The sequence below is a fragment of the Streptomonospora sp. PA3 genome (assembly GCF_009728995.1).
In the GTDB taxonomy this organism is placed as follows: Bacteria; Actinomycetota; Actinomycetes; order Streptosporangiales; family Streptosporangiaceae; genus Streptomonospora.
On the sequence record NZ_VTZW01000019.1, the window covers coordinates 695086 to 719600 of the forward strand.

Here is a 24515-nt window from a genome sequence, read left to right on the forward strand (position 1 = left end):
CCCCCGGCGGCGGACCGCCGGGGGGCGCCTGCTCTTCCGCGGGCGTGCGGGCTCGTCGGTCCGGACAGCGCCGCCCCGCACACCCACTATAGACGAACAGCCGTTCGAGTGGAGGTCACTTCTCCGACGATCCCGATGCCATGCTGCCGGACTTCTCGCCCTCGCCGACCTTGCCGCGGGAGCGCATCAGGCTGGCGACGACGGTGACGGTCATCACACCCACGATGACGCCCAGGGAGGTCCAGGTCCCGATCTCGGGAACGGGGACGTGGTTCTCGTGCAGCGCGTGCAGGATCATCTTCACACCGATGAACACCATGATCACGGCCAGGCCCCAGCTGATGTAGGCGAGCCGGTCCATCAGCCCCGCCAGCAGGAAGTAGAGCTGGCGCAGCCCCAGCAGCGCGAAGGCGTTGGCGGTGAAGACGAGGTAGGGCTCCTGGGTCAGCCCGAAGATCGCGGGGATGCTGTCGACGGCGAACATCAGGTCGGTCACCCCGATGGCCACGATCACCATGAGCATGGGGGTGACGTGGCGCCGGCCGTCCAGCTTCACCGTCATGCGGGCACCGTGGTAATCCTCGGTGACCGGGTAGAACTTGCGCACCATCCGGGCGGCGAAGGTGTCGGTGAAGTCCTTGTCCTCGTCGCTGCCCTTGAGGTGGTCGTGGACGATCTTGGCCGCCGTGTAGATCAGCAGCGCGCCGAAGGCGTAGAACACCTCGCTGAACGCGTTGATCATCTGCGCGCCGACGGCGATGAAGATGCCGCGCATGACCAGCGCGATGACGATGCCCACCAGCAGCACCTCGTGCTGGTACTTCTTGGGCACCGCGAAGGCGCTCATGATCAGGTAGAAGACGAACAGGTTGTCGACGCTGAGGCTCTTCTCGGTGAGGAACCCCGCGAAGTACTCGCCGGCGATGCCGGGGCCCACGACGAACCACAGGCCGAACCCGAAGACGATCGCGATCCCGATGTAGAAGACCGCCCACCACGCGGCCTGCTTCATCCCGAATTCGCGCGGGCCGGACTTCTTGCTCCACGGGCGGTCGACGATGACGAGATCGACGGCCAGCATGGCGATCATCGCGCCGATCGTGGCCAGCCATACCCACAGCGGAACGTTCACGGGCTACTCCTCCGGTTGCCGTGTCCGCGCCGTCGGGCTGCGGACACACACGTCCACCGGAGGTCTTTCCCGCCCGTAGCGGACTCCCTGGAAAGGGGGCCGCGCGGACCAGCGGCGCCGGATGCGCTCAGGGGCGCACCGTGGTGACGACACCGCCGCGTAGGGGATACTCCCCTCACCATTACCGAGTTCCCCAACGCGCGGGGCGGCGCGAAGGTTCCCCTATCAGCCCATGATGCCATCGGCGCCGTCCGCGAGGAACGGCCTCGGCTCCACGGCGAACGTGTCACTCCTCGCATCCCCCTCCTGGTCGTCGGCTTCCGCGGCGCCTCGGGGGCGGCGGCAGCGGGCGGACGTGCAGGTCCCGGCGCCCGGGGCCGTCGGGCGGGTCCGCCGGCAGCGGGTCCGCGCCGGCGGGTCCGCGCCGGACCGCCCTGCGCAGCCTGGTGGCCAGGTCGGCTCCACCCCGCGCCCTGGTCGGCGTCCGCACACGGTTGTCCATGCGGATCCACTGCCCAGCCACTGACCGCCATCACGGCCGCTACGCGCGGGTGATCCTCGCCACCGTCGGCAGGCGGGCGGTACCGGGGCCGCAGCGGGGCGCCGGGGCGGCACGGGCGCCGGGATCAGCGGGGCCGCGGGCGCGGGTCGGCCACGGGCTTGTCGACCGCGGGCGGCCGCGCCGGGCCGTCCTCGGCGTCATCGCCATCACCGTCTTCGGCGTCACCGCCGTCATCGGTGCCGGGCAGGGGGCGCGGCAGGAATCCGTCGGCGCCCTCGGCGACGCCGTAGTCTCCCCTGCGGCCCTCGGTCGCGGCGGCCAGCGCCAGCGCGGCGGCGACGTCGCCCGCATCGCCTCCGGCGGCGTCGACCGTGCTGTAGGCGGCCCCGTCGGCCCGGGCCTGCTGGAGGAGCCCGCCGGGCGCCGCCGCGGAGGGTCGGCCGACGAGGACGGCCGCACCGAGGACCTCGTGCAGCCCGTCGACGGTGTCGAGCATGATCCCGTCCGCGCCGGGGCGCTCGGGGGCCGATCGGGCCGCGGCGGGCCGGCCGGGCGCCAGCACCACCGCCGCATCGGCGCCGCCGGGGTCGCCGTGGACGGCGAGCAGTCCGGCGTGGGCGAACCCCGCGAGGACCGCTCCGGGGTCGAAGCCGCCCGCCTCCTCGGCCGGGTCCTTCTCGCCGGGATCCCGCAGGGCGCGGGCCAGCAGCGCCCCGGCGCGGTCGTGGGCGCTGCCCCGGGCAAGGCCGGCGCCGGAGGCGAGCTGGCCGGTCAGTTCGCCCACGAAGGCCGACCGGTCCGGGTCCAGGTAGGAGTCGGAGACGACCAGGCGTGCGGGCACGGTCCCGCCGGCCTGCTCGATGCGCTCGACGACACCCTCGCGGAGCTTGCGGGGGACGCCGGGCGCCTCCACCACGGCGACTCCGACCCCGCTGAGCCGGTCGCCCAGCATGCGGTCGGCGAAGGCGTCGGCGAGCCGGTCGCCGCCGGAGGCCAGCCGCTCGGCCGCGTCCTTCTCCGCCCGCAGGCGCTCGGTTTCGGCACGCAGTCGGGCCTTCTTGTCGCCGAGGGTGTCCAGCAGCGGGTCCCGCAGGGCGGTGCCGCCCAGGACGATGCCGACCGCCAGCGCAAGGAAGACGGCGATGAGCGAGACCAGGTGGTAGCGGAAGTCGATCACGTCAGCAGCCCCGTGAACCAGTGGGCGAGCGCATCCCAGCGCATCGCGATGAAGGCGGTGTAGACGGTTCCGGCCGGAGAGCCGTAGGCGGCCACCGCCAGGGTCAGCAGCGCGGCGCCGGCCAGCCCCAGCAGGCTCCACGGCGAGATCCGGCTGCGGTGGAGGCGGATCGCCCCTTCGGCGTCGACGAGTTTTCCTCCGACGCGCAGCCGGGTGAGGAACGTGCCGGCCATGCCCGCGCGGCCGCTGTCGAGGAGTTCTTGGAGGCCGGCGCGGGTGCCCGCGGTCACGATGAGCCCCGCCCCGGCGTCGTCGGCGAGCAGCATCGCGGCGTCCTCACCGCTTCCGGCGGCCGGGAAGCAGACGGCGTCGAGGCCGAGGTCGCGCACGCGCTTCAGTCCGGGCGAGCGGCCGTCGCGGTCGGTGCGCACGACGAGTTCGGCGCCGCTCACCAGCGCCTTGTCGGAGACGAGTTCGAGATCGCCCACGATGATGTCGGGCCGGTGGCCGGCCTCCATCAGCTCGTCGGCGCCGCCGTCGACACCGATGAGCACCGGCCGGAACTGGCGGATGTAGGGGCGCAGGGCGGCGAGGTCCTCGCGGTGTCGGTAGCCCCGCACGGCGACGAGGACGTGGCGGCCCTCGATGGGCGTGGACACGGCGGGAACGCCGAGTCCGTCGACGAGCAGCGCGTGGTCGCGCCGCAGGTACTCCGCGGTGTTGGCGGCGAACGCCTCCAGCTGGACCGACATCCCGGCGCGGGCGGCCTCCATCGCCGCCGCGACGCTCTCGGAGGTCTGCGGCGTGCCGGTGGCCAGCACGGTCGTGCCGCGCAGGAGGGTGCCGCCGTCCAGGGTGAGAGGCTCCCCCTCGTGCACGCGGGCGAAGACCTCCGGGTCGACGTGGTCGACGAACGGGATCCCGGCGTCGGCCAGCACGCGGGGGCCGAGGTTGGGATAGCGCCCGCTGATGCCGGGGGAGGTGTCGAGGACGGCGCTGACGCCCGCATCCAGCAGGGCCTCGGCGCTGGCGCGGTCCAGGTCGACGTGGTCGATCACGGCGATGTCGCCGGGGCGCAGGCGTTTGAGGAGTCGATTGGTGCGGCGGTCGCACCGGACGGGCGCGACGATGCCCGTGCGCCCGCCGCGCCGCGGGCGCATCATCCGGCCGAGTCGAGCGCGGAGCGCTTCGGGGACCTTCATACCGCCTGAATCCTTGCAGAGCAGGCGCCGGATCCGACTCAACCGCCGTTACTCGGCGTGTTCACATCATTGCAGGCGGCATGATCCCCTGCCGCGGCGACACCCCAAGCGGCAGGCGCGCCGCCGCGGCGCCTGCATGCACCCGGTGGCCGGCTCAGGCGTCTCGGTCGGCTGAGGCGATGGTGAGCAGTTCCTCGGCGTGGGCGCGGCCCAGTTCGGAGTCCTCCAGGCCGGCCAGCATCCGCGACAGCTCGCGGGTGCGGCCGTCGCGGTCCAGCCTGGTCACACCGCTCTCGGTCACGGTGCCCTCGCTGGACTTCTCCACGACCAGGTGGGCGTCGGCGAAGGCGGCCACCTGGGGCAGGTGCGTGACCACGATGACCTGGGAGCTGCGGGCCAGGCGGGCCAGGCGGCGGCCGATCTCCACGGCCGCCTTGCCGCCCACCCCCGCGTCGACCTCGTCGAAGACGAAGGTGGGCACCGGGTCGGCGCCGGCGAAGACGACCTCGATGGCCAGCATGACGCGGGAGAGCTCGCCGCCGGAGGCGCCCTTGTTCAGCGGCAGCGGCGGCGCGCTGGGGTGCGGTGCCAGCAGCACCTCGACGTCGTCGCGGCCGTGCGGGCCGAACTCCTCGCCGGTGGTGATCTTGACGGTGACCCGTGCGTGCGGCATCGCCAGGGCGGTGAGCTCGTCGGTGACGGCGGCGCCGAAGTCCTCGGCCGCGCGGCTGCGCAGGTCGGTCAGCTCGTCGGCGAGCCCGGCCAGCTGCTCCCGCAGCTCGGCCTCCTCGGCGTGCAGCGACTCGATGCGCTCGTCGTCGCCCTCCAGTTCGGCCAGGCGCTTGGCCGCGTTCTCGGCCCATGCCAGAACGTCGTCGGTGGTCTCGCCGTACTTGCGGGCGAGCTGGGCGAGCTGGGCTCGGCGCTCCTGGACCGCCGCCAGCCGGGCGGGGTCGGCTTCGACCGATTCGGCGTAGGAGGCCAGTTCGGTGGCCGCGTCGCTGATCACGTAGCTGGCCTCGTCCAGGCGGTCGGCGACCGCGGCGAGCGCGGTGTCGTGCTCGCGCACGGCGGTGAGCGCCTGGCGGGCGGCGGCCAGCAGGCCGACCACGTCGGCCTGCACCTCGGCGGCGGGGTCGCCGGTGAGGGCTTCGTGGGCCGTGGTGGCGGCCATGCGCAGGGAGTCGGCGTGGGCCAGGCGCGACTCCTCGGCCAGCAGTTCGGCGTCCTCCCCGGAGACGGGCTCGGCCGCGGCGATCTCCTCGACGCCGAAGCGGAGCAGGTCGGCCTCCTGGGCGCGTTCGCGGGCCTGGGTGGTCAGCTCCTCCAGGGTCGCGGCGACCTCGCGGTGGCGCCGGTAGGCGGCGGTGTAGGACCGCAGCGCGCGGGCGAGCGGCTCGCCGGCGTAGCGGTCCAGGGCGGCGCGCTGGCGTTCGGGGCGCAGCAGCCGGTGCTGGTCGGACTGGCCGTGCACGGCGATGAGGTCGTCGGCGAGGTAGGCCAGCACGCTCACCGGCGTGGAGCGGCCGCCGAGGGTGGCCCGGGAGCGCCCCTCGGCGGAGACGCTGCGGGTCAGGATGAGAACGTCGTCGTCCAGTTCGCCGCCGGCCTCGGCGACGCGGTCGGCCACGCGGCCCTCGGTGGGCACGGTCAGCCGGCCCTCCACGCTCGCGCGGTCGGAGCCCGGACGGACCCGCTGCGGGTCGGCTCGGCCGCCGAAGAGCAGCCCCAGTCCGGTCACCACCATGGTCTTTCCGGCGCCGGTCTCACCGGTGACGACGGTGAGTCCGGGCGACAGCTCCAGGACGGCGTCGTCGATGACGCCGAGACCTTGGATGCGGACTTCTTCGAGCACCGAATCCTCTCCTGCTCACCATTGGCGTGCTTGCGGTCCGGACGCGCTCTGGCGAGGCGCCCCGTTCGCGGCCGGCTAGGCGTCGTACTCCGAACGCCCGCGCCAACCGGCGACCGGCAGGGCGAACTTGGCCACCAGCCGGTCGGTGAACGGCGCCCGCTGCAGGCGCGCGAGGCGGACCGGCACGTCAGCGCGGGTCACCTCGATCCGTGCCCCTGCGGGCAATTCGACCATACGGCGTCCATCGCACCAGAGCACGCCCGCGGTGGTCTCGGGGACGATTTCGAAGGCCAGCGTGGAATCGGGGGAGACGACGATCGGCCGGGCGAACAGCGCGTGGGCGCTGATGGGGGCGACCACGAGCGCCTCCACCTCCGGCCAGACGATGGGGCCGCCGGCGGAGAACGCGTGGGCGGTGGATCCGGTGGGGGTGGCGCATACCACACCGTCGCAGCCCCAGCGCGACAGCGGGCGCCCGTCGATCTCCAGGACCATGTCCAGCATGCGCCGGGCGTTGGCCTTCTCCAGCGTGGCCTCGTTGAGCGCCCAGGTGCGAACGGGGGGCGCGGTGGCGTTGCGGCCGCCGTTGTAGACGGCGACGTCGAGGGTCATGCGCTCCTCGACCTCGTAGTCGCGCTCTACGACGCTGCGTACCGTCGCGCCGATGTCCTCGCGCTCGGCCTCGGCGAGGAAGCCCACGTGGCCGAGGTTGACCCCCAGCAGCGGAGCGCCGGCGGGACGGGCGATCTCGGCGGCGCGCAGCAGCGTGCCGTCGCCGCCCAGGACCATCACCAGCTCCACGCCCTCGGCGGCGTCAAGCCCGCCCACGGCCTCGACCGGGTCAAGGTGGCAGCCGGCCAGCTTCAGCTCGTCGACCTCCGAGGCGAGCATGCGCACGGTCAACCCGGCCTCGGTGAGGCTGCGGTGGACCAGTTGGGCGCTGCGTGTGGCCGCGGCGCGGCCGGTGTGCGCAAGCAGCAGCACACTGCGTCCGTCCGATCCGGGGCTGGTCATCGGGTCTCCTCAACTTCGCCTGGCAACACCGCCCTCGATGCCGGCGGCGCGGGCGTGCCGCGGCGCGACCGGCGGTGCGGAATCCGCGGCACCGGCGCACACCGGCCGAGTCACGCTACCCGTCCTGGGCGGGCGTGTCTTCCAACGACGTTATCCACATCCGCCGAACCGGAGTGGCGGCCAAGGCCGGCCGCGGCGTTGACTCGAAGCATGGACCAGCGATGCGACTCACCACAGGCGCCCAGAACGCACCCGCCGAGGTGGGGGTGCGGGCGGCCCGGCGGGGGCTGCGACCGGCACCGGCCCCTCCCCACTGCCCGACCCTGTGCCGCGGGACTGCCGGGGCCGCCTCCGGTGCCGGGACCGCGGCGCGGCGTGTCCGACGGCACAGGGACCGGCCACGCTCGCCCGCCCTGCGAACTGATCAGGCGGCGGTCGGGCGGGGCCGCCGTGGCCCGGTCGGCGGTCGGGCGCCCCTTACTGCGGGCCCTCCTCCACCGCGCGCTGCAGCCGCTCCTCCGCCAGCGGGGGCGCGCCCGCGCGCAGCCAGAGGAAGTACTCCACGTTGCCCGAGGGGCCCGGCAGCGGGCTGGCCGCCACCCCGGCCGTGCCCAGCCCCAGCTCGCGGGCGCACTCGGCGACGGTGCGCACCGCTTCGGCGCGCAGCCCGGGGTCGCGGACCACGCCGCCCGACCCCACGCGCTCCCGGCCCACCTCGAACTGGGGTTTGACCATCATCGCGAAATCGGCGCCCGGATCCGCGCAGCGCACCAGGGGCCCGAGCACCAGGGTCAGCGAGATGAACGAGAGGTCGCCCACGACCAGGTCCGGCAGCGGCTCGCCCACCTGCGCGGGCTCCAGCTCGCGCACGTTGCACCGCTCCAGGACGCGCACCCTGTCGTCGTTGCGCAGCGGCCACGCCAGTTGCCCGTAGCCCACGTCGACCGCCACCACCGCGGCCGCGCCGCGCCGCAGCAGCACGTCGGTGAACCCGCCGGTGGAGGCCCCGGCGTCCAGGCAGCGGCGGCCGGCCGCCTCGATTCCGAACGCGTCCAGGGCGCCCACGAGCTTGTGCGCACCGCGCGAGACGTAGGCGGGCTCGTCCTCGGGCGCCTTGACCACGATCGCCTGGTCCAGCCCCACCTGGGTGGCCGCCTTGCCGGCCGGCACGCCGCCGACGAACACGTGCCCGTTCTCGATCAGCTCGCCCGCGTGGCCGCGCGAGCGGGCGTGCCCGCGGCGGACGAGCTCGGCGTCCAGTCGGCTGCGCCTGACCATGGGGTTCGCGTGCACCCACCTCTCGGGAACCTGCGGGACCGTCCCCGCATCGGCGGGGCGGTGCGGCGGATCAGCGGCGGCGGGGGCGTTCGCCCGCCGCGGCGCGACCGGGGCCCGGGGCCTGCCCTCGCCCCGGCGCCCGAGGGTCCGCCGCCGTCTGCGGCGCCGCGGGCGGCGGCGCCGGCAGCCAAAGCATACGAGATCGGCCGGGTGCCCGGCGGGCCGGCCGCGGCCGGCCCGCCGTCACGCCGGCTGCGCGGCGCGCAGCGCCCGCCGCAGGTGGCGCCCCGTCTCGGAGTCCGGGTGGTCCAGCAGGCCGGCGGGCGGGCCCGCGAACACGACCGCTCCCCCGTGGCGCCCCGGCCCGGGGCCGAGGTCGACCACCCAGTCCGCCCGACAGACGACGTCGAGGTCGTGCTCGATGACCACGACGGCGGCCCCCTGGCCCACCAGCCGGTCGAACAGGGCGACCAGGCCGCCGACGTCGGACATGTGCAGTCCCGTGGTGGGCTCGTCGAACACGTAGACCCCGCCTTCGCCGCCGAGTTCGTCGGCGAGCTTGAGCCGCTGCCGTTCGCCGCCGGACAGGGTGTCGAGCGTCTGGCCGAGCGCCAGATAGCCCAGGCCCACATCCGCCAGGCGCGCGAGCACCGGACGGACTGCGGGCTGGGGGAACGCCTCCAGCGCCGCCGCCACGCTGAGGTCCAGCACCTCGCCGATCGTGCGCCCGTCCCAGCGGTGCCGCAGGGCCTCCCGGGTGAACCGGCTGCCGCCGCAGTCCTCGCACAAAGACACCAGCGGGTCCATGAACGCCAGATCGGTGTAGACGACGCCGAGCCCTTCGCACGCCGGGCAGGCGCCCTCCGCATTGGGGCTGAACAGCGAAGCGCTCACCCCGTTCGCGCGGGCGAACAGGCGGCGGATCGGGTCCAGGACGCCGGTGTAGGTGGCCACGCTGGAGCGCCGCGACGCGTGGACCCCCCGCTGGTCGATGACGGTCGCCCGCGGGCAGGCCCGGGGCAGGTAGCCGTGGATGAGCGTGCTCTTGCCCGAGCCGGCGACTCCGGTGACCGCGGTGACCACCCCGGTGGGGACGTCCACGTCGACGCCGCGCAGGTTGTACCGGTCCGCGCCGCGGATCGGGATCCATCCCGACGGTGGGCGGGGGGCGGTGTTGAGCGCGGGCCGGTGCCGCAGGTGCCGCCCGGTGGGGGTCTCGGCCGCGGCCAGGCCGGCCACGTCGCCTTGGTACACCACCCGCCCGCCGGCGGCGCCGGCGCCCGGCCCCATGTCGACGACGTGGTCGGCCACCGCGATGACGTCGGGGTCGTGCTCGACGACCACCACGGTGTTGCCCTTGTCGCGCAGGCGGCCCAGCAGCCGCGTGAGCCGGCCGACGTCGTGAGGGTGCAGGCCGACGCTCGGCTCGTCGAGGATGTAGACCATGCCGGTCAGGCTGCTGCCGAGGTGGCGGACCATCTTCACCCGCTGCGACTCACCGCCGGACAGCGTCGAGGTGGGCCGGTCCAGCGTCAGGTAGCCCAGTCCGATCTCCACCATGTGCTCCAACTGCTCCACGAGCGCCTCGGCGACGGGAGCGGCGTCGCCGGCGCACATGCCGCGCACGGTCTGCGCCAGCGCGCCGGCCTCCATCGCAGCGCATTCGGCGATGGTGCGGCCCTGGATCCGGCTGGAGCGCGCGGCCTTTGAGAGCCTTGTCCCGCAGCAGTCGGGGCAGATCCCCTCGGTGACGACCCGGTCGAAGGCCTCGCGCGCTTTGGGCTTGAGCGAGTCGGGGTCCTTGTGCAGCCAGATGCGTTCGAAGCGCGGCAGCAGCCCTTCGTACTTGGTGGGCACCGGCCCGCCCCGGCTGGGCAGGTCCACCGTCGCCACGGCGCCGTGCAGCAGGGCCTCCCATTCGGCGGCGGTGTAGTCGGCCAGGGGCTTGTCGGTGTCGAACAGCCCCGAGTCGGCGTAGGTGCGCCACATCCAGCCGCCGACATGGAACGTGGGAAAGCGGATGGCCCCTTCGTTGAGCGAGCGGCGGCGGTCCACCAGCTCGTCGACGTCCACGGTGCGCACCGAGCCCAGCCCGCTGCAGCGCGGGCACATGCCCTGCGGGTCGTTGAAGGAGAACCGGTTGGAGGAGCCGATGTGCGGCCGCCCGGCGCGCGACCACAGCAGCCGCATCAGCGCGTAGATGTCGGTGATGGTGCCCACGGTCGATCGGGCGTTGCCGCCCAGCCGCCGCTGGTCGACGACGATCGCCGGCGCCAGGTGCTCGATGAGGTCGACGTCGGGGCGGCCGTAGCGGGGCAGCCGGTTGCGCGCGAAGGCGGTGAAGGTCGCGTTCAGCTGGCGCTGGGACTCCGCGGCGATGGTGTCGAAGACCAGCGAGGACTTTCCGGACCCGGACACGCCGGTCACCACCGTCAGCCGGTCCTTGGGGATCTCGACGGCGATGTCCTTCAGGTTGTGCTCCCGGGCTCCGACGATGCGGATGCGGTCGTGTGCCATGCGAGCACGGTAGAAATGATTGTGGCCAGATCCCGGCCGCTTTTTACCGCAGGCTTGGAGTGCGATGAGCGGACCGAGCGAACGGATGCTGGAACTGCTGTCCGTGCTGCAGAGCGGCCGGATGTGGACGGGGCGGGAGTTGGCCGAGCGCGTCGGCACGTCGCCGCGCACCCTGCGGCGCGACATCGACCGGCTGCGCGACCTGGGCTATCCCGTGGAGTCCACGCGCGGCCCGGGCGGCAGCTACCGGCTGGTCGCCGGCCGCGCGATGCCGCCGCTGCTGCTCACCGACGAGGAGGCGGTGGCCACCGTGGTGGGACTGCGCCTGGCGGCGTGGGCGCCGGTGGCCGACGCCGCCGAGGCGGCGGCCACCGCACTGGCCAAGCTGGAGCAGCTGCTTCCGCCCCGCCTGCGCTACCGGCTCGAAGCCGTCTCCGCATCCACCGACACGGTGGCACGCACCGTCGCCTCCCCCGACCTGCGCACCCTGGAGCTGCTGGCCACCGCCGCCCACGCGCGCAACCACGTGCTGTTCACCTACACCGACCGCGGCGACCGCACCGGCGAGCGCCGCGTCGAGCCCTACCGGCAGGTGCTGCTGGGCCGGCGCTGGTACCTGCTCGGCTGGGACCGCGACCGCGGCGACTGGCGCACCTTCCGCATCGACCGCATCGCCGGGCTCACCGTGCAGCCCACGACCTTCCCCCCGCGCGAGCCACCGAGTGCCGACCCGGTCAGCTTCGTGCAGGACAGTGCGCGCTTCCCCATCAGCCGGCACCGCGGGGTGGTGCGGTTCGCCGCTCCTGTCGAGCAGGTGTCGGAGCGGCTGACGGCCGAGGCGGGGTCGCTGGAGGCCGTCGACGAGCGCACCTGCCGCTTCGTCACCGCAGCCGATTCCTGGGAGTGGCTCGCCATCACCGTCGCGATGGTCGGCGTGCCCTACACCATCGAGGGCCCGCCCGAGCTGGTCTCCTTCTCCCGCGAGCTCGCTCGGCGCATCGACCGGGCGGCCGGGGACTGATTCCGCACCGCGGGTGGAGGCCCTGCGGCCGGTGCACGGCGGCGCGCACCGCCCGGACACCGGTGCTGCGGGATTTCGGATCCGGGCGGTACGCGGGGTGCGCTCTCAGGCGCGGGGGCCGTCGTCCTGCTCCAGGCCGTGCAGGACCGTGGAGAGCTCCTGGTGCAGTTGGTCGAATACGGCGACGTGGTCGGCTGTGGGCAGGTCGTCGAGGGCCGCCAGGCGTTCGCGGGCCATCTGCAGTGTGCGTTCGGCGATTCCGGCCGCCGCCTGCTGCTCCTGTGTGGCCGGTTGTGCGTTGTCGGCCGTGTCCGTGTGGCCCAGGGGGGTTGCGTCCGTCACTTCCGCGCCGCCCTTCATCTGTGCGCGCATTGCCGTGCTGCCGCCGCGGAGCCCACCCGCTGCCGCGGCGCCGGTTCTATTGTGCAATTCCGCTCATGCTGTGGCTATTGGTCGTTCTTCGAGCTGTTCTTACCACGGCTGCCGGTGCGCTTGGCGCCGCCGCTCTTGGCCGCGGCGCCGGAGCGGCCGGAAGCGGTCTTGGTCTTGGTGGAGCGCTGCTGGCTCTTGGCGCCGGCCGGCGCCTTCTTCTTGGGCGTCTGCCCGTTCACCGAGCCGCCGCTCGGCCCTGCCGCGGTCGCCTGCTCCTCGTCGCCTTGGGCCGGCTCGCGGGCCGCCCCCTCGGCCGCCGCGGATACGTCGCTCTCGGCGGGCGGCTGCGACTCCTCCTCCGTCCGCCCCTCCCGCGCCGCCGGCACATCCGCCGGGGCCTCGACCGGCGCCTCCTCGGCGGCCTCGCCTTCGCCGTCGGATGCGGCGGCCGCAGCGCCCTCGGCCGGCGACGACGTGCGGGCGGTCGCCGGGGCCCCGGCGCCATCGGCCGGCGGCTCCTCAACCCGGCCCGGAACCGACCGGGGTACGGCGCGCTGGGCGGCCAGGCGGCGCTCCAGCTCGGCGACGCGGCGGGCCAGGCGGTCGTAGTCGGCGCGGCTGACCAGCTCCAGCCGCTCCAGAGCCCGCTCGACCTCGCTGCTGACCAGCGAGTTCAGCGCTTCGCGGTTCGCCTGGGAGGTCTCGATCAGCTCACCGGCCAGCGTCTGGATCGGGGAGCCCGCGCGCGGCGCGCCCTCGGCGGACTCCCCCGCCGAAGCGGCGGCCGCCCAGCGCTCATCGCCCGACTTGAGAATCACTTTGGCCGCGGCGACAGCGCGTTTGCGGGTCAGTTCGGTGAGGCCATTGACGGCTTCGAAATACGCGCGCACCGCGTCGACGACCATGGTGACTTGCTCCTTGCTGATGCCTGAGAACCGGAAGAACTGCCGATGCCGCAGTGAAAGGGGGATCCAGCCGTAAACGCTACCGGGCGCACGGGCGCCGCGGGCGCGACTTCGCAGGGCCGGGGCGGGTTTGCGGGCACCGCCCGCCGATGGCCGAACCGCGGGGCCGAGGGCACCGGTAGGGCATGATGGGGCCCATGGCCACTGTTGAGGAGTGCCGGGCGGCGATCGGCAAGGTCTCCGAGCGCATCATGGAGGTCGATCCGGCCGACCGGCGCAAGCACATCGTCGAGCGCACCGTCAGCCTCGCGGTCACCGACCTGGACACCGTGTTCGACATGCGGCTGACCGAGGACGGCCTGCAGGACGTCGTCGAACGCGACGCCGGCGGGTCCGCGCGGCGCGCTCAGGTGGGCATCACCGTATCCAGCGACGACCTCGTGGCGCTTTCGGAGGACCGCCTGGACTTCGCCAAGGCCATGCTCGGCGGCCGGGTCAAGCTCGACGCCTCCTTCGGCGACCTGATGCGGCTGCGCAAACTGCTGTGAGCGCCCGCACCCGCTGCGGGCGGCCGATGCGGCGCCGGCGGCGGGTATCGTGCCAGCGTGCGGACACACACGGGCGCGGACGTCCTGGAGTTGGCGCCCCTGCGCGGACTGCGCTATGCCGACCCCGACGCCGGCCGGCTGCTCGACTCCCCCGACTTCGATATCGCCCGGGTGCTCGCGCCGCCCTATGACGTCCTCGACGCCGCGGCCTTCGCCGACCTGACCCGGGCCGAACCGCACAACGCCGCCCGGCTGACCGTGCCTCCGGTCATCGTGGGCCGGCGGCCGGGCGCCGACCCGTCCGCCACCGCCGCGGATCGCTACGCCGCAGCCGCCCGCACCCTGCGGCGCTGGCTGGCCGAGGGAGTGCTCATCCGCGACCGCGAACCGGCCCTCTACATCTACGAGCAGACGCCGCCCGGCGGCCGGCGCCAGCGAGGGCTGATCGGCGCGCTGCGGCTGCCCGACCCGCAGAGCCCGGTGGTACGTCCGCACGAGAACGTCGCCCCCGGCCCGGTGCTCGACCGGGCCCGGCTCATGGCCGCGACCCAGGCCAACCTGGAGCCGATCTTCCTGCTGTACCGCGGGGGCGGCGGGGCGGCCGCGCGCATCACCGAAACGGTGGCCGGCGCCGATCCGCATCCACTGGTGGACACGGCCACCGGAGACGGCGCGGTCCACCGGCTGTGGGCGATCACCGATCCCGCCCTGCACACCGAGATCGCCGAGGACCTGGCCACGCGCTCCGCGCTCATCGCCGACGGGCACCACCGCTACGCCGCCTACCAGCGCCTCAAGGCGCACCGCCACGGCCCCGGCCCGTGGGACCACGGCCTGGCGCTGCTGGTCGACTCCGACTCCTCGCCGCCCCACCTGGGCGCCATCCACCGCGTCCTGCGCGGTCTGGACACCGACTCGGCGATCGCGGCGGTGTCCGATGCGGCCGCGGCCGCGCCTATACCACGCGAAGCCCTGGAGCGGCCGATGCGGCCCCCGCCGCCCGGCGGCTCCGTCACCGGGAGCGATGCCGAGGGGTCGGCGCTGGTGCTGGCCGACCCGGCCGGCGGGGGCCGGCGGTTCCTGCTGCGCGTGGACGCGCGCCGACTGGCCGCGGCGTTCCCCGACCACTCCCCCGCATGGCGCGCGCTGCCCACCGCGGCGCTGGAGTACCTGCTGGGCGTGTGGGGACTGGGTGAGGGCGACGTCGACCTCGTGCACGACGACCCCACCCTGGCGGTGGCCGCGGCCGATCCCGGCGCGGACACGGCCGTACTGCTGGAGCCGGCCGCGGTCGAGACCGTCTACGCCATCGCCGCCAACGGCGAACTGACCCCGCGCAAGACGACGTCGTTCGGCCCCAAGCCGCGCACCGGCCTCGTCCTGCGCGGCGCCGATCCGCCCCGCCGCCGCACGGGCCCGGCCCCCGCCCCGTGACGGGAGCCGCGCCCGCCCGGTTTTGCACCGAAGGCAAGGCTCGGTCGCCCGGTCGGACATGAGTGCGGCCGGAGAGGCGTTCACGATCGTCGGGGTGCCGCCGGACGTGGTCGCCATTCGCCCCGGGTGTCGGGCCTCCCGTCAGGCACCCCCCGGATCTTCAGGGACCGGCCACCCCCGGGGGTGCGGCCATGGGGCCCGACCGCGCGAAGCGCTGCGCGCCCACCCGTCAGCCCACCGCCACCCGGATGAGGCGCTGCGCGCCACGTGCTCGATCCAATGCCGCCGAACGCACGCCGCGCGGCATTGCCGGAAGACCGCCACGGTGGTCGGGCTTCGGCGCGGATGGTGCGGGGTGCGCTCGGCGGCAAGCCGGCCCGGAACGAGTACGTGGCGCCAAGCGCCTCCGTTGGGGCGGCAGCGGGCGACGGGCGGGCGCTACGCGCCCAAGGCCCCATCGCCGCAGCCTCCGTGGTGGCGGCTTCGGAGCGGTATCGCGGAGGGCGCCTGGCCACAGGGCCGAGCGACCCACCACGACGGCCCCCGCCTCGACGCTCCCGGGGCGGGACGGGCCCGGCGCACCGGTTCCCGGGACCCGGCTCGGCCACGGCGCGGACAGGGCCGGACCGGCTGCGGGTGCTCGGGGCGCAGGTGCGGAGAGGACGCACCGCGGCGTCGTGGCTAGGCTGGGCGGCAAGGTGCGCGAGCGGTCACTCCCCGGCAAGCGGGCGGCGCGCGAGCGGGCTCCCGTCGTCGCAGAAGACGACCGCGACCGGCTCCGCACGGCGCGCGCCCGCGGGGCATGCGCCGCGCCCCGCGCCGTCCCGTGCGCACCGACGTCCGCAGCCGATACAGGAGACCGATGATCGACGGCATGCCCCTGCTCAGCGCCGAGAAGCCGCTGAACGCCCTCTACGACACGGCCCTGCTCGATCTCGACGGTGTCGTCTACATCGGCTCCCGCGCCGTGCCGGCTGCGCCCGAGGCCGTCGACAAGGCGCGGGCGGCCGGTATGCGAGTGGCGTTCGTGACCAACAACGCGGCGCGCACGCCCGCCCGTGTGGCGGAGCGGCTCGGTGCGATGGGGGTCGACGCGGCACCGCAGGATGTGGTGACCTCCGCGGAGGCCGCCGCGCGGCTGGTGGCCGAGCGGGTTCCGGCCGGTTCGCCGGTGCTGGTTGTGGGCGATACCGGGCTGCGGCTGGCGCTGCGCCGATGGGGCCTGCGGCCGGTTTCCATGGCCTCGGATGGGCCGGTGGCCGTGGTCCAGGGCTACTCCCCTCGGCTGGCCTACGACCTGATGGTGCAGGGGGCGCTCGCGGTGGACGCCGGAGCGCTGTTCGTCGTGACGAACAGCGACGCGACCGCCCCCCTGGACTTCGGTGTGCAGCCGGGCAACGGCTCGGCCGCACGGGTGATCGCCCACGCCACCGGGCGGGAACCGCTGGTGGCGGGCAAGCCCATGCGCCCCCTCCACGAGGAGGGGGTGCTGCGGACCGGCGCGAAGACACCGCTGGTGGTCGGCGACAGGCTCGACACCGACATCGAAAGCGCCACCGTGCGCGGTGCGGCCAGCCTGCTCGTCTTCTCCGGCGTGACGGCGCCCGCTCAAGCGGTGACCGCTCCTCCCCGGCACCGGCCCTCCTACCTCGCCTGGGACCTGTCCGGAATCAACCAGCCCCACCCCGAGGTCCGCACCGGCCCCGATGAGGCGGCCTGCGGCGGGTGGACCGCCACGCTCAGCGAAGGCCGGGTGCGGCTGTCGGGCCGGGGCGATCGCATCGACGGGCTGCGCGCCTTGTGCGCGTGCGCATGGTCGGCCCACCCCCACGGCCCGCCCCCGCCGGAGGCCGCCGAGGACGCGCTGGCCGAACTGGGGCTGCCGGGCGGCGCGTAGGCCCGATGCCGCTGGACCGACCCCCCTGCCGGGTCCGCCGGTAACCGCACGGGTCCCGCGCCGCCCCCGGTGCCCGCCGACTGCGCCGTGCGTCGGGGCGGCGAGGGCCGCAGAGGCCTCGGCCCGCGCGGGCGGTGCAGGCGGGGGCCGGGCCGCCCACCCGCGGAGATCACGGGAATGAGCCCCGCGGGTGCGGGGAGTGGCGGCAGCACCGGCCTGTCACAGAGGTGTGATGATGAGTGCCCTCCTCGACGTGCCGACTGCCGGCGGAATGGGAACACGCATTCTGGATGGCACAGCGCGGGGCAGGCGGCCTCGCCTGCGGCGGGTGCTCCCCCGGCGCCGCGAGCGGTCCGTACCCCGTCCTGGGCCGCCGGGTGAGTGGGCCGCACCCCGCGAAGCGCGGCCCACGCGGCGACCCGGTGGTCTCCCGGTCCGGTGGTTCCTTGTCGGCGGCTCCCGCTTCGCCACGGCGACTCCGTGGAGAGGACCGAGCCGCTCGCCGCGGACGGCCCGGCGGCCACACCCGGCGACGGCGCGAGCGGCCGAGTCGCCGCCTCCGCGCTCGGCGGCGGGCGCGAAGCCGGGACGTGCCGGGGTGCGGAGGCGGGCGTGCGGCGCCGGGGGCGGAGTGTCAGTGTGCGGGTTCGGCCGCGGTGGAGCCGGGACGGCGGCTGATGCGCCGGACGGCGCGCGCCTCGATCTCCACGACGCTGGCCGAGCCCTTCGGCGACCGCCAGAAGCGCCTCCGCAGGGCGCCGCTGACCTGGACGACGTCGCCGAGCCGCCACTCGCGCGTGCGCTCCTCGATCGCCTCCTGGAAGCTGACGCAGGTGATGGGGTCGGCGGACTGGTTGGGCCGCTGCTGCGCGGGGGCGCGGGAGATCGAGATGCGCCAGGTGGTCAGGCGGTCGCCGCTGGCCAGTTCGCGGACGTAGGGCTCGGCGGTGACGCGTCCGGCGACGACGACCTCGTTGCGGTGGCCGCGCTCGCGTTCGTGCCGGCCGGCGGCGGAGCGCGCCGGGGGTGCCGCGGTGGTCCGGGCGCGGCCGGACCCGGCCGAATCGGCGGGGCCGGTGGCGGTTGCCGGGGCGGGGACCGGCGTGGTGGTCGTGTCGGGCATGGTTCCTCCTGCGTTGGAGACTCGAAGCATCCTGGTGGCGGCTGCCGGACCGCCGCAGCGGACCGGCCGAGCGATTCCAGAATCGGCCGCGCGGACTCCCTGGCGAAAGCGCGATTCGCGACCTGTGGAAAACCGGCGCCGAAGCCCCGCGCGGCCGACCGTGCCGCCGCGCGTGGAACCCCCGAACCTCGCCCAGCGGCACCTTGGCAAGGCGGCGGCCGGTGCACGCGCAGCACCGGGCGCGCCGACGGCCGCGACGACGCAGCGGACGCGAACCCGCCGCGCGCGAACACCGCACCGCCGTTCGGCGACCGCAGTAGGCCGGGCGCCGCCCCCGCTCCGGCGGACGCCGCCGGGGGTCGACACCCCGGCCGGTGGCGGGGCGGGCGTGGTGAACTAGATTCTGCGGGTGGCTCTCGCCCGCGCCGCCGGCAGGCACCGGTACCGGGAGCCCGCGCGGCCCGTGCGGCGGGCCCGCCGTTCGCAAGCGGAAGGAGACGCCAGGTGCACGACGACGTGGACCCCAACGCGCTTCCCAGCGGCATCACCGCCCTGGGCGACGACACCTACGCCATCGACACCCGGATGGCGGGCTATCCGGGCATCACCTCCAGCTACCTGATCCGCACCGAGCGCCCCTGCGTCATCGAGGTGGGCACCGCCGGGTCGGCTCCGGTGCTGCGCGACGCCCTGCACGCGCTCGGCGTCGGCGCCCGCGACCTGGCCACCGTCGTCGTCACCCACATCCACCTCGACCACGCGGGCGGGGTCGGCGACATCGCGGCGATGTTCCCCGAGGCCGAGATCGTCGTCCACGAGCGGGGCGCCCGCCACCTCGCCGACCCGGCGCGGCTGATGCGCAGCGCGCGCATGGTCTGGGGCGACAAGCTCGACGTCCTCTTCGGCGACCTGCGGCCCACCGACGCCGTTCGCATCCGCTCGGTCGCCGACACCGGCGAGGTCGATCTGGGCGGCGGCCGCCGCCTGGTCAGCCACTACACGCCCGGCCACGCCAAGCACCACGTCGGCCTGGTCGACTCCGCCACCGGCGACCTGTACGTCGGCGACGCCCTGGGCGTCTACAACCACTCGACCGGCGACGTCCGACCCGCCACCCCGCCGCCCGACTTCGACCTGGACTCCGCGCTGGCTTCGCTGCGGCTGTTCGGCGACATCGCGCCGCGCCGGCTGATGTTCTCCCACTTCGGAGCGGTCGAGACGGTCGGCGAGACGCTGGACAACGCCCAGCAGGAGCTGCGGCTGTGGGTCGAGACGGTCCGCGAGGCGCGTTCGGACTCCCCCGACCTCGACCACGCCGTGGCTATGGTGCGCGAGCGCGTCATGAGCCGCTACCGCCCCGCCACCGGCGCCGCCTCCGCGGAATCCGCCGAGGTCATGGAGGTGCTCAGCGGAGCGCACAGCAACGTGGCGGGCATCGCCCACTGGCTCGACCGGGTCGCCGCCGATCAGGGAGAGGCCCCATCCCGCCCGGCCGAGCGCGGCTGAGCGGGCGCGCCGCGGCGCGTCTTCAGGGGGCGCCGGGCAGCCCCAGCACGCGCAGCAGGTGCGCGTAGATGCCGTCGTTCCAGGACAGATCGGCGGGCAGCACGTCGAACTCGCGGACCTCGTCGGTCTCATAGCGGCCGTCCAGCGGTCGGCGCGCCGCGATCTGCGCATGGGTGACCACGGTGGTGTGGCCGCCGGCCAGGACGTAGTAGCCGTCGACGTGGACCTGCGCGAGTTCCGCACCGGCCTCCTCGCGCACCTCCCGGCGCACCGTGGCCTCGATGTCCTCGCCGGCCTCGGCATGGCCCCCGGGGAACTCCCAGGCACGCCTGCGGTGGCGGACCAGCACCGGCCGCTCGCCGGAGAACAGCAGGCACACCACGGAGTCGTGCCGGGCCGGCAGGCGGCCCACGTGCACGGTGGCGCCCCTCAGCGGCGGCTGCGGTGTCATGGGGGTCGGGCACCTCGGCGGTCGCGGGAACATCCGCCCCGGTCGGAGCGGTGTAATCGTATTCTCCTACAATTCGGGAACCCCCTGCTTGCGCGGGTCTTCACGCACTCGCGGGGGCAGGGGCCGCTTGGACAGATTCCGCACCATACGGCAGTGTTGTCCTGGCGGAGTCATCGAGACACGCATGGTGTGCCGGGAAGTCTGGTCGGCGAAGTGCTGCGACGCATCAAGGCGCGCAGGAGACGACTGGGGAGTACACCATGGTGAGCAAGACGAGCGTGCACGCGCTCGCCGACGCCCTCCGCAAGGACGCTGTCGGCGGCTTCCTGCTGATCGGCGCAGCACTGGTGGCGCTCGCCTGGGCCAATTCCCCCTGGGCGCACCTGTACGAGACCATCCGCGGTTTCACGGTCGGCCCCTCGCAGCCGCTGCATCTGGATCTCACCGTCGAGCACTGGGCGGCCGACGGGATCCTCGCGCTGTTCTTCTTCATCATCGGCGCCGAGCTCAAGCAGGAGTTCGTCCACGGCGAGCTGCGCAACCCGCGCCGCGCCATGCTGCCCATCGTCGCCGCCGCCGGCGGCATGGCCGTGCCGGCACTGATCTTCACCGTTTTCAACCTCGCCGCCCCCGATGCCCTTTCCGGCTGGGGCATCCCCATGGCCACCGACATCGCCTTCGCGCTGGCCGTCCTTGCGATCATCGGCCGCCACCTGCCTCCGGCGCTGCGCACGTTCCTGCTCACCCTGGCCATCGTCGACGACCTCGGCGCGATCCTGGTCATCGCCGTCTTCTACACCGACGAACTGCGCTTCCTCGCCCTGGTCGGCGCACTGCTGCTCCTCGCCGTCTTCGGCTACCTCCAGCGGGGCCGCGGACCGGCCGCCGTGCTCGACCGGTCGCCGGTGCCCAACTGGCTGGTGTATGTACCGCTGGCGTTCGCGATCTGGGCGCTGATGCACGAAAGCGGCGTGCACGCCACGATCGCCGGGGTGGCCATGGGCATGCTGATGCGCAGCAGCATCGCCGCGGGCGAGCGCGATTCGCCGCTGCACCGCGCCGAGCACATGCTGCGCCCCTGGTCGACCGCGCTGGCGCTGCCGATCTTCGCGCTCATGTCGGCGGGTGTGGCGTTCGGCGACGTCGGCGACCTGGCCACCGACCCCGTCGCCCTGGGGGTCTTCTTCGGCTTGGTCGCGGGCAAGCTCGTGGGCATCCTCGGCGGCGCCTGGATCACCACCCGGCTGACCCGCGCGGAGCTGAACCCCACGCTGAGCTGGTGGGACATCGCGGGCATGTCGGTGCTGGCCGGAATCGGATTCACCGTCTCCCTGCTGATCACCGAGCTGGCCTATCCGGGATCGGAGTCGATGCTGGAGAACGCCAAGGGAGGCGTGCTGCTGGCGTCCGTGGCCGCGACCCTGATCTCCGCCGGCATCCTGGGCTGGCGCAGCGCGCACTACGGGCGCCGCGGGATTCCCGGCTTGGCCGACGCGCGGGACGGCGGCTGAGGAGCCGCGCGGGCGCAGGGCCCGCGCCGATGCCGGGGACGGCTCCGGCCGCGGGCAGCCGGCGGGGATGCCGCGCGGATGTATTTCCGCGGCGCCTCCGGGTAAGTTGAGCGTTCAACGGGGGTACAGGACGTTCCGCCCGTTCAGCGATGCCCGGAGGGTCACTCGATGGCTCAAGGCCGGTCGGCCGCCCGGCGCGGCTGCAGGCGCCGCGTCCGGCTCCGGAGCGCGCTGCCTCGGGTCCGGGCGCTGCTGCTGGCCGCGGCGCTGCTCGCACCGGCCGCCTGCGGTGCGCCGGTGGAGGCCGACGAGCGGGGCACTATCGGCACCGCCGTGGGGACCGGCGCCCCCGGATGGCTGCAGGGCGGCTACTCCGGTGACGCGGGCGACGCCGAGGCCGCACGGCTGAACGCCCCCGGCGCGCTGGCGTTCGCCGCCGACGGCACGCTGTTCATCGCCGACACCGACAACCAGCGGATCCGCAGCGTCGACCCCGACAGCGGCACGATCAACACCGTCGCCGGCGGCGGGAGCGCGGACTGGGCCGACGCCGAGAGCGCCACCACGGCGGCGCTGCCGCCGGTCACCGACCTGGCGGTCGACTCCTACGGCGACACGCTCTTCATCGCCTCGATGCTGCACAATCAGGTGGCCGCGGTCGATCTGACCCACGGGACGATGCAGATTCTGGCCGGCCGCGACGACGGCGCCCCGGCCCGGATGCGCCCGCGGCAGATGGAGCGCCTGGACGGGCTGTGGTGGCCTACGGGCGTCGACGTGGGACCCGACGGCACGCTCTACATCGCCGACAGCGGCAACGGCCGAGTGGTGGCCGTGGGCCCGCACGCCGCACGCGACCGGGGGCGCCCCGAACCCGCCCAGGTGCGGGTCGTCGCCGAGACGCCCGCGTCCCCTCCAGGCGCGGCGGGCGGCGACGGCGGGACGGCCGCGGCCGAGGAGGGCGAGTTCGGCGAACTGGGGCCGCTGGCCGTGGACGGCGACGGATCGGTGTACTTCGTCGACAACACGGCGGGCCTCAGCAAGATCGACGGCTACGAGAACACCGTCAGCGCGACGTGGAACCCGCGCCTGCCGCCGCACGCACGCGCCCTGGCCGTCGACCCCGAGGAGGGCACGCTCTTCGCGGCCGACCCCGCCGGCAACCGCGTGCTGGCGTTCGTGCCGGAGCAGCGGTCGCCGATCCCCGTCGCGGGCACCGGGTCTCATGGCTACACCGGCGACGGCGGACCCGCCGACCGGGCCACGCTGGACACTCCGAGCGGGCTCGCGATGAGCCCCGGCGGCGACCTCTACATCGCAGACACCCACAACCACCGGGTCCGCGTCGTCCACGACGTCCGCGCGATCGTCGGCGAGGATGCTCGCTGACGCGGTGGGGGTAGCGGGGGCAGCGGGGGCAGTGGAGCGACCGGTCGCCTGTGCGCGAACGGGTGGCGGGCCACCCGGCGGAGCGGTGCGGACGCCGGGGGCTGGGCCCGCGCGGATCGGTCCGGGTGCCCGCCGGTGCGGGTCCGCGACGAGGGCAGCGAGGCCGGCGGAGGCCTGGGTTGGGCGGTCATCGGCTGGTGTCGGTGGATGGCGGGTCGCGCGACGGGGGCAGCGGCGCCTGGCGGGGGTGCGCCCGCGCGAATCGGTTCGGGTGCCCGCCGGTGCGGGCCTGCGACGAGGGCGGCGACGGCGGCGCCCGGTTCGGGCCAGCGGTCACCGGTTGCTGTCGGCGGATGGCCGATCACCCGGCGGGGCGGTTAGGGCGGCGCGGCGAGGGAGCGGGGACATTTCGGGCATATCCCTTCGGGTGGGTCGACGATGCCCGCCGATGGCGCGCGGTGTCGCTGCGCGGCACACCTGGAGCCCCGGATTTTGCGGGATGCGGAAGGAAACCGGGGTGGTTCGCCCGAAATGCCCGGCTGTGGCGGCGGCGGATTCTGCCGGAGCGCCACGAGATGCGCGGATGGAGCGCTTCGGGCGCGAATTCCACTCCAAACGCCATGATCATCGCCGTCCCGGGCTGCGCGGACCGCCTCGGCGCCCCCGCATACCGGACATCGCGGGACGATTCAATGCCTGGGATCGCCCGCCGCGCAGCCGGAAGCCGCCCCGGCGGTCGCGCGGCGCTTGTCGTCGCTCCATCGCCGCCCCATAGATTCTCTATGTCCGGTTTCTGTGTCCGGCTCCCGCGTCGAGGGTGTCCGTGAGGCCACTCTCGGCGCCGAGAGTGGCCTCACGGACACCCTCGACGCAACGGGCGCGGGAGAGAGTTAAATTAAATCGGGCATTCGGCATTTCGGTCGGGGTGTGCCGATGGATGCGGCGCACCCCGACCGCCCGGCGCCCTTACCGCCTCGTTGCGTGGGCCACCGGCGGGCAGCGGAACCGGTCCGCGCGGGCTGCACCCCGCGCCGCCCTCGCTGCCCTCGTCGCCCACCCGTACCGGCGGGCACCCGAACCGATCAGCGCGGGCTGCACCCCGCGCCGCCCTCGCCGCCTCGTCGGGGGATCAGCCATCCGCCGACAGCAACCGGTGGCCGCCCAACCCGAACCCCCGTCGTCGCTGCCCTCGTCGCGGACCCGCACCGACGGGCACCGGAACCGGTGGGCACGGGTTGCCCCCCGTGCCGCCCTCGCCGCCTCGTCGGGGGATCAGCCATCCGCCGACAGCAACCGGTGGCCGCCCAGCCCGAACCCCCGCCGCCCTCGCCGCCTCCGTCGCGTGGGCCACCGGCGGGCACCGGAACCGGTCCGCGCGGGCTGCACCCCGCGCCGCCCTCGCTGCCCTCGTCGCCCACCCGTACCGGCGGGCACCCGAACCGATCAGCGCGGGCTGCACCCCGTGCCGCCCTCGCCGCCTCGTCGGGGGATCAGCCATCCGCCGACAGCAACCGGTGGCCGCCCAGCCCGAACCCCCGCCGCCCTCGCCGCCTCCGTCGCGTGGGCCACCGGCGGGCACCGGAACCGGTCCGCGCGGGCTGCACCCCGCGCCGCCCTCGCTGCCCTCGTCGCCCACCCGTACCGGCGGGCACCCGAACCGATCAGCGCGGGCTGCACCCCG

18 protein-coding genes are annotated in these 24515 nt (G+C 74.6%); 7 read left to right on the forward strand and 11 right to left on the reverse strand.

Translation table 11 applies throughout. From position 1 onward, the window contains the following. Nucleotides 1–115 precede the first annotated feature (115 nt). The 7 genes from FZ103_RS22310 to FZ103_RS22340 form a co-directional block, all read right to left on the reverse strand. A complete protein-coding gene (locus FZ103_RS22310; protein ID WP_186356675.1) occupies nt 116–1132 on the reverse strand; it encodes a TerC family protein in 1017 nt (338 codons plus the stop codon). Between the two features lie 626 nt (nt 1133–1758). Further along, entirely contained in the window at nt 1759–2811 is a 1053-nt protein-coding gene (locus FZ103_RS22315) for a copper transporter (protein ID WP_186356676.1), read from the reverse strand. Continuing rightward, nucleotides 2808–4013, reverse strand: a complete 1206-nt coding sequence (gene steA, locus FZ103_RS22320) for a putative cytokinetic ring protein SteA (protein WP_156003750.1) — start codon at nt 4011–4013, stop codon at nt 2808–2810. Before steA ends, FZ103_RS22315 begins: the two co-directional genes overlap by 4 nt. A 154-nt stretch (nt 4014–4167) precedes the next feature. Continuing rightward, nucleotides 4168–5868: a DNA repair protein RecN gene (gene recN / locus FZ103_RS22325; protein ID WP_186356677.1), complete on the reverse strand. Its 1701-nt coding sequence runs from the start codon at nt 5866–5868 to the stop codon at nt 4168–4170. 75 nt (nt 5869–5943) lie between these two features. After that, nucleotides 5944–6882 carry an NAD kinase gene (locus FZ103_RS22330; protein WP_156003751.1) on the reverse strand — a complete coding sequence of 313 codons (939 nt, stop codon included), beginning with the start codon at nt 6880–6882 and terminating at the stop codon, nt 5944–5946. Nucleotides 6883–7359: 477 nt separating this feature from the next. Beyond that, on the reverse strand, nt 7360–8160 hold the full coding sequence (locus tag FZ103_RS22335; RefSeq protein WP_156003752.1) for a TlyA family RNA methyltransferase: 801 nt from the start codon (nt 8158–8160) through the stop codon (nt 7360–7362). 243 nt (nt 8161–8403) lie between these two features. Then, nucleotides 8404–10677 carry an excinuclease ABC subunit UvrA gene (locus tag FZ103_RS22340; RefSeq protein WP_156003753.1) on the reverse strand — a complete coding sequence of 758 codons (2274 nt, stop codon included), beginning with the start codon at nt 10675–10677 and terminating at the stop codon, nt 8404–8406. Nucleotides 10678–10741: 64 nt separating this feature from the next. On the opposite strand from FZ103_RS22340, the gene FZ103_RS22345 reads away from it, so the two are divergent. Beyond that, nucleotides 10742–11698, forward strand: coding sequence for a YafY family protein (locus tag FZ103_RS22345; RefSeq protein ID WP_222936824.1), 957 nt, complete (start codon nt 10742–10744; stop codon nt 11696–11698). 105 nt (nt 11699–11803) lie between these two features. Here the strand turns inward: FZ103_RS22345 and FZ103_RS22350 are convergent, their stop codons facing one another. Beyond that, nucleotides 11804–12040 (reverse strand): hypothetical protein, encoded by a 237-nt coding sequence (locus tag FZ103_RS22350; protein ID WP_156003754.1) that lies wholly within the window; start codon nt 12038–12040, stop codon nt 11804–11806. A gap of 104 nt (nt 12041–12144) precedes the next feature. Further along, on the reverse strand, nt 12145–12975 hold the full coding sequence (locus FZ103_RS22355) for a membrane fusogenic activity family protein (protein WP_156003755.1): 831 nt from the start codon (nt 12973–12975) through the stop codon (nt 12145–12147). A gap of 197 nt (nt 12976–13172) precedes the next feature. On the opposite strand from FZ103_RS22355, the gene FZ103_RS22360 reads away from it, so the two are divergent. The 3 genes from FZ103_RS22360 to FZ103_RS22370 all read left to right on the forward strand — a co-directional run bounded on the left by FZ103_RS22360 (nt 13173) and on the right by FZ103_RS22370 (nt 16854). Then, nucleotides 13173–13523, forward strand: coding sequence for an SCP2 sterol-binding domain-containing protein (locus FZ103_RS22360; RefSeq protein WP_156003756.1), 351 nt, complete (start codon nt 13173–13175; stop codon nt 13521–13523). Between the two features lie 57 nt (nt 13524–13580). Then, entirely contained in the window at nt 13581–14957 is a 1377-nt protein-coding gene (locus tag FZ103_RS22365) for a DUF1015 domain-containing protein (protein WP_343233655.1), read from the forward strand. An 874-nt stretch (nt 14958–15831) separates the two neighbouring features. Continuing rightward, nucleotides 15832–16854, forward strand: a complete 1023-nt coding sequence (locus FZ103_RS22370; RefSeq protein WP_156003922.1) for an HAD-IIA family hydrolase — start codon at nt 15832–15834, stop codon at nt 16852–16854. A gap of 634 nt (nt 16855–17488) precedes the next feature. Here the strand turns inward: FZ103_RS22370 and FZ103_RS22375 are convergent. After that, the gene (locus tag FZ103_RS22375; protein ID WP_156003757.1) at nt 17489–17977 is read right to left on the reverse strand and encodes a single-stranded DNA-binding protein; all 489 of its coding nucleotides are present in this window, start codon (nt 17975–17977) and stop codon (nt 17489–17491) included. A 504-nt stretch (nt 17978–18481) separates the two neighbouring features. On the opposite strand from FZ103_RS22375, the gene FZ103_RS22380 reads away from it, so the two are divergent. Further along, nucleotides 18482–19483, forward strand: a complete 1002-nt coding sequence (locus tag FZ103_RS22380; RefSeq protein WP_186356678.1) for an MBL fold metallo-hydrolase — start codon at nt 18482–18484, stop codon at nt 19481–19483. A gap of 22 nt (nt 19484–19505) precedes the next feature. On the opposite strand, the gene FZ103_RS22385 is transcribed toward FZ103_RS22380, so the two are convergent. Next, nucleotides 19506–19934, reverse strand: coding sequence for an NUDIX domain-containing protein (locus FZ103_RS22385; RefSeq protein WP_156003758.1), 429 nt, complete (start codon nt 19932–19934; stop codon nt 19506–19508). Nucleotides 19935–20194: 260 nt separating this feature from the next. Between FZ103_RS22385 and nhaA the strand changes: the two genes are divergently transcribed. Together nhaA and FZ103_RS22395 are read left to right on the forward strand one after the other, a co-directional pair. Continuing rightward, complete coding sequence (nhaA, locus tag FZ103_RS22390; RefSeq protein ID WP_156003759.1) at nt 20195–21445, forward strand: Na+/H+ antiporter NhaA; 1251 nt, start codon at nt 20195–20197, stop codon at nt 21443–21445. Nucleotides 21446–21613: 168 nt separating this feature from the next. Next, nucleotides 21614–22834, forward strand: a complete 1221-nt coding sequence (locus FZ103_RS22395; RefSeq protein ID WP_156003760.1) for a hypothetical protein — start codon at nt 21614–21616, stop codon at nt 22832–22834. Nucleotides 22835–24515: the final 1681 nt, after the last annotated feature.

Excerpts from the sequence above, each read along its gene's own strand:
- FZ103_RS22395 (WP_156003760.1), top strand. The coding sequence starts at position 21,614 with ATGGCTCAAGGCCGGTCGGCCGCCCGGCGCGGCTGCAGGCGCCGCGTC.
- FZ103_RS22375 (WP_156003757.1), bottom strand. The coding sequence starts at position 17,977 with ATGCCCGACACGACCACCACGCCGGTCCCCGCCCCGGCAACCGCCACC.
- FZ103_RS22355 (WP_156003755.1), bottom strand. The coding sequence starts at position 12,975 with ATGGTCGTCGACGCGGTGCGCGCGTATTTCGAAGCCGTCAATGGCCTC.
- steA (WP_156003750.1), bottom strand. The coding sequence starts at position 4,013 with ATGAAGGTCCCCGAAGCGCTCCGCGCTCGACTCGGCCGGATGATGCGC.
- FZ103_RS22340 (WP_156003753.1), bottom strand. The coding sequence starts at position 10,677 with ATGGCACACGACCGCATCCGCATCGTCGGAGCCCGGGAGCACAACCTG.
- FZ103_RS22370 (WP_156003922.1), top strand. The coding sequence starts at position 15,832 with ATGCCCCTGCTCAGCGCCGAGAAGCCGCTGAACGCCCTCTACGACACG.
- FZ103_RS22330 (WP_156003751.1), bottom strand. The coding sequence starts at position 6,882 with ATGACCAGCCCCGGATCGGACGGACGCAGTGTGCTGCTGCTTGCGCAC.
- FZ103_RS22335 (WP_156003752.1), bottom strand. The coding sequence starts at position 8,160 with ATGGTCAGGCGCAGCCGACTGGACGCCGAGCTCGTCCGCCGCGGGCAC.
- nhaA (WP_156003759.1), top strand. The coding sequence starts at position 20,195 with ATGGTGAGCAAGACGAGCGTGCACGCGCTCGCCGACGCCCTCCGCAAG.
- FZ103_RS22345 (WP_222936824.1), top strand. The coding sequence starts at position 10,742 with ATGAGCGGACCGAGCGAACGGATGCTGGAACTGCTGTCCGTGCTGCAG.
- FZ103_RS22385 (WP_156003758.1), bottom strand. The coding sequence starts at position 19,934 with ATGACACCGCAGCCGCCGCTGAGGGGCGCCACCGTGCACGTGGGCCGC.
- FZ103_RS22360 (WP_156003756.1), top strand. The coding sequence starts at position 13,173 with ATGGCCACTGTTGAGGAGTGCCGGGCGGCGATCGGCAAGGTCTCCGAG.